Genomic DNA, 4459 nt, shown 5'->3' with positions numbered 1-4459 from the left:
AAACAAAGGGGCGCCGCATCCACACAGATGCGGCGCCCCCGTCGACGTATGTACCGTCGAGGTCGAGGTCAGCTCTTGTTGGCCGACTCCGTCTCGTCCTCGGTCTTCTTGTCCGTGTCCGTGTCCGTGTCGGCGTCCGTGGACTCGTCGTCGTCCTTCTCCGCCTTCTCCGTGGCGTCCTTCTCCGCGGCATCCGTCTCCGCGTCGTCCGCCTTCTTCCCGGAGTCCCCCGCGTCATCGCCACTGTCACCGTCGCCGGAGGCGTTCGGCTCGACGATCTCCTCGCGTCCCGGCCGCTTACGGGCCGACAGGACGATGTAGACCACCGCGAGGACGAAGACGAACATCGCGGTCCAGTTGTTCAGCCGCAGGCCCAGGATGTGGTGGGCGTCGTCGACGCGCATGTACTCGATCCAGAAGCGGCCGACGCAGTACGCGGCGACGTACAGCGCGAACGCCCGCCCGTGCCCCAGCTTGAAGCGGCGGTCCGCCCAGATGACCAGGAGCGCGACGCCGATGCACCACAGGGACTCGTACAGGAAGGTGGGGTGGTACGTGCCCGGGACCCGGCCGTCCGTGGAGGACGTGATCTCCACGGCCCATGGGAGGTCCGTGGGCCGCCCGTACAGCTCCTGGTTGAACCAGTTGCCCCAGCGCCCGATCGCCTGCGCGAACGCGATGCCGGGCGCGACGGCGTCGGCGTACGCGGGGAGCGGGATGCCACGGCGGCGGCAGCCGATCCACGCACCGACGGCGCCGAGCGCGATAGCGCCCCAGATACCGAGGCCGCCCTCCCACACCTTGAAGGCGTCCACCCAGTCACGGCCCTCGCTGAAGTACAGCTCGTAGTCCGTGATCACGTGGTACAGCCGCCCGCCGACGAGGCCGAACGGCACGGCCCAGACAGCGATGTCGGCCACCGTGCCGGGCTGCCCACCGCGGGCGATCCAGCGTTTGTTGCCGAGCCAGACGGCCACGAAGACACCGATGATGATGCAGAACGCATAGCCGCGCAGCGGCACGGGGCCCAGGTACAGCACCCCGCGCGACGGGCTCGGAATGAAGGCAAGCTCAACAAGGTCCATGGCAGGGTCGACGCTACCCTGCCGGACGCTCACCGCGGGAACCGGCCCGGCTACGGCTCCATAACGCCACGGCCGCCACACCAAGACGCCCCCGCCTCAGCCCGCACCCCCCGCCTCAGCCCGTGCCGCGTCCGTTCTCGGCCCGCGCCTCAGCCCTTGTTCTCCGCCTCCACCATCTGCTTCAGCTTCGCCGGGGTCATCGACTGGTCCGCGTAGACGTTCTCGCCGCCCAGGAGCACGGTCGGGGTGCCTCCGAAGCCGCCCTTCTGGAAGGCCTCGTTCGACTTCACGACCCAGCTGTTGTGCGTGCCGTCCTCCACACAGCGGCGGAAGGCGGGCGTGTCCAGCCCCTCGACCTTCTTCGCCTGCTCGATCAGCTCGCTGTCCTTGGCGAACGCGTCGTCCGTCTCGGCGGGCTGGTTCCGGTACAGCACGTCGTGGTACTCCGGGAACCTGCCCGCGTCCTGCGCGCACGCGGCGGCGTTGGCGGCCTCTCTCGATCCGCTGCCGCCCATGTTCCCGTCGATCAGCGTGGCCAGGCGGTACTCGACCTTGAGCTGTCCGGCGGCGGTGAGCTCGTGGATCGTCGAGCGGTATGCGTCCTCGAAGGACTTGCACGCCGGGCAGCGGAAGTCCTCCCACACCGTGAGGGTCGACTTGGCGCCCTCCTTGCCGACGGGGATCACCAGGCCGTCCTTGCCGCCCGCCCCGGAGGGCCCCACGACCGGGCCGGAGGCGTCCTTGCCCTCGTCCTTTCCGGCGTTCGCCGCGACCACGCCCACGACCGTGGCCAGGCCCAGGACACAGACGACGGCGGCACCCACGATCAGCGTGCGACGGCGCTTCTCCGCGGTCTTCTGCTTCGCTCGCTCCGCCGCCAGCCGCTCCCGGGCGGTGCGCTTTCCCTCACGGTTCTTCTCGCTCACATCCGGCAGAACGAACCGGGGAGACGCACCGCGCCTCCCCGGTCCCAGGTCCACCCGTTCGGATTACGCCGTCCCGCGCACACCCTTCGCGAGCTCGCCCGCCAGCGTCCGTACGGCGTCCAGGCCGGCTGCGTCGTCCGGCGCGTCCAGCATCCGCTTCACGAACGCCGAGCCGACGATCACGCCGTCGGCGAAGCCGGCGACCTCGGCGGCCTGGGCGGCGTTCGAGACGCCGAGGCCGACGCAGACGGGCAGGTCGGTGGTGGCCTTGGTGCGCCGGACCAGGTCCTGCGCCTGCGCTCCCACCGATTCGCGCGTGCCCGTGACGCCCATCAGCGAGGCCGCGTAGACGAAGCCGGAGCCCGCCTCGGTAATCTCGGCGAGCCGGGCGTCCCTGCTGCTGGGCGCGACCACGAAGACCGTGGCGAGCCCGTGCTTCTCGGCGTGCTCCCTCCAGAGCGCCGACTCCTGGACGGGCAGGTCGGGCAGGATGCACCCGGCCCCGCCCGCCTCCGCGAGCTCGGCGGTGAACCGCTCGACGCCGTACCGGTCGATCGGGTTCCAGTACGTCATCACGAGCACTGGCTTCCCGGTCGCCTCGTACGCCTCACGCACCGTGCGCATGACATCGGCGATCTTGACGCCGCCTCTCAGGGCGATGTCGTCGGCGGTCTGGATGACGGGCCCGTCGAGGACGGGGTCGCTGTGCGGCAGACCCACCTCGACGACGTCGGCGCCGCCCTCGAAGACGGCCTTGATGGCGGCGATGCCCCCGTCGACGGTCGGGAACCCCGCCGGGAGGTACGCGATGAGGGCGGACCGCCCCTCGGCCCTGGCTGCCGCCAGGGTGTCACTCAACAGCTGGATTTTCCCGCTCACTTGGCGTCCCCCTCGATCTCGGCGGCGTCGCCGTCGGCGTCCGCGGCGACGGCGGCGTCGGTGTCGTACAGGCCGAAGTACCGGGCGGCCGTGTCCATGTCCTTGTCGCCGCGGCCGGACAGGTTGACGATGATCAGCCCGTCCTCGCCCAGCTCACGGCCGACCTCCAGGGCACCGGCGAGCGCGTGGGCGCTCTCGATGGCCGGGATGATCCCCTCGGTGCGCGACAGCAGGCGCAGCGCCTGCATCGCGGCGTCGTCGGTGACCGCGCGGTACTCGCCCCGGCCGCTGTCCTTGAGGTAGGAGTGCTCGGGCCCGATGCCCGGGTAGTCCAACCCCGCCGAGATGGAGTACGGCTCGGTGATCTGCCCTTCCTCGTCCTGCAGGACGTACGACCGCGAGCCGTGCAGGATCCCGGGCTCACCCGCGGTCAGGGTCGCGGCGTGCTCCCCGGTCTCGACGCCGTGCCCGGCGGGCTCGCAGCCGACAAGGCGTACGGAGCTGTCGGGGATGAAGGCGTGGAAGAGCCCGATGGCGTTGGAACCGCCGCCCACACAGGCGATGGCCGCGTCGGGCAGCCGCCCGGCCCGCTCCAGGAGCTGACGCCGCGCCTCGACACCGATGACACGGTGGAAGTCACGCACCATGGCGGGGAAGGGGTGGGGCCCCGCGACGGTCCCGAACAGGTAGTGGGTGTGATCGACGTTGGCGACCCAGTCCCGGAAGGCCTCGTTGATGGCGTCCTTGAGCGTCCTGCTCCCGGACTTCACGGCGATGACCTCGGCGCCGAGCATGCGCATGCGCGCCACGTTGAGGGCCTGCCGCTGGGTGTCGATCTCGCCCATGTAGATCGTGCACTCGAGCCCGAACAGCGCGCACGCGGTCGCCGTCGCCACCCCGTGCTGTCCGGCGCCGGTCTCGGCGATGACGCGCGTCTTGCCCATGCGCCTGGTGAGCAGGGCCTGGCCGAGCACGTTGTTGATCTTGTGGGACCCGGTGTGGTTGAGGTCCTCCCGCTTCAGGAACACGCGGGCGCCCCCGGCGTGTTCGGCGAACCGTGGCACCTCGGTGAGCGCGCTCGGCCGCCCGGTGTAGTTCACGAGCAGATCGTCGAGCTCGCGCGCGAACTCGGGGTCGTGCTTCGCCTTGTCGTACTCCACGGCGACCTCGTCCACGGCGGCGACGAGCGCCTCCGGGATGAACTTGCCGCCGAACGCGCCGAAGTACCCCTCGGCGCTGGGAACCCGGCCCTCCGGGTCGGGAATGAAGAACTCGCTGGACATCCGGTTTACCTCACACGGGGCTTGCGCCCCGAAATCCTGGGTGGGATGGACGGTGGTCGCGTTCGTGCGCTGTGGCTGGACCGGTGCGGTGGGTGGCCGACCACTGCCGTGCCCCCCCTACCCGTCCCGTCTTCACGGGCCGGCCGTCCCCATCAACCCGCGAACGCCGGCCGGGCTGGACGTGCCCGCCCCTGGCCATGGAGCGCGGGGAACTCCGCGGCCAGCCGCAGACGGCCGGCACCGCGGGGTCCAAGGGGCAGAGCCCCTGGGATGGGAAGGGTGGGGG

At 70.9% G+C, this 4459-nt stretch carries 4 protein-coding genes; all 4 read right to left on the bottom strand.

Annotation, left to right across the window (positions count from 1 at the left end):
• Positions 1–68 precede the first annotated feature (68 nt).
• Complete coding sequence (gene lgt / locus FNH04_RS42015) at positions 69–1085, bottom strand: prolipoprotein diacylglyceryl transferase (RefSeq protein ID WP_152791502.1); 1017 nt, start codon at positions 1083–1085, stop codon at positions 69–71.
• Positions 1086–1234: 149 nt separating this feature from the next.
• Entirely contained in the window at positions 1235–2011 is a 777-nt protein-coding gene (locus FNH04_RS42010; protein ID WP_322725424.1) for a DsbA family protein, read from the bottom strand.
• 63 nt (positions 2012–2074) lie between these two features.
• Positions 2075–2890, bottom strand: a complete 816-nt coding sequence (gene trpA, locus FNH04_RS42005; RefSeq protein WP_322725422.1) for a tryptophan synthase subunit alpha — start codon at positions 2888–2890, stop codon at positions 2075–2077.
• On the bottom strand, positions 2887–4173 hold the full coding sequence (trpB, locus tag FNH04_RS42000) for a tryptophan synthase subunit beta (RefSeq protein WP_152791501.1): 1287 nt from the start codon (positions 4171–4173) through the stop codon (positions 2887–2889). The genes trpA and trpB overlap by 4 nt, the downstream gene beginning before the upstream one ends.
• Between the last annotated feature and the right edge of the window lie 286 nt (positions 4174–4459).

The sequence above is a fragment of the Streptomyces phyllanthi genome (assembly GCF_009377205.1).
In the GTDB taxonomy this organism is placed as follows: Bacteria; Actinomycetota; Actinomycetes; order Streptomycetales; family Streptomycetaceae; genus Streptomyces; species Streptomyces phyllanthi.
Note: the sequence above shows the minus strand (reverse complement) of the source record. Positions and strands in the feature narration are given on the sequence as shown.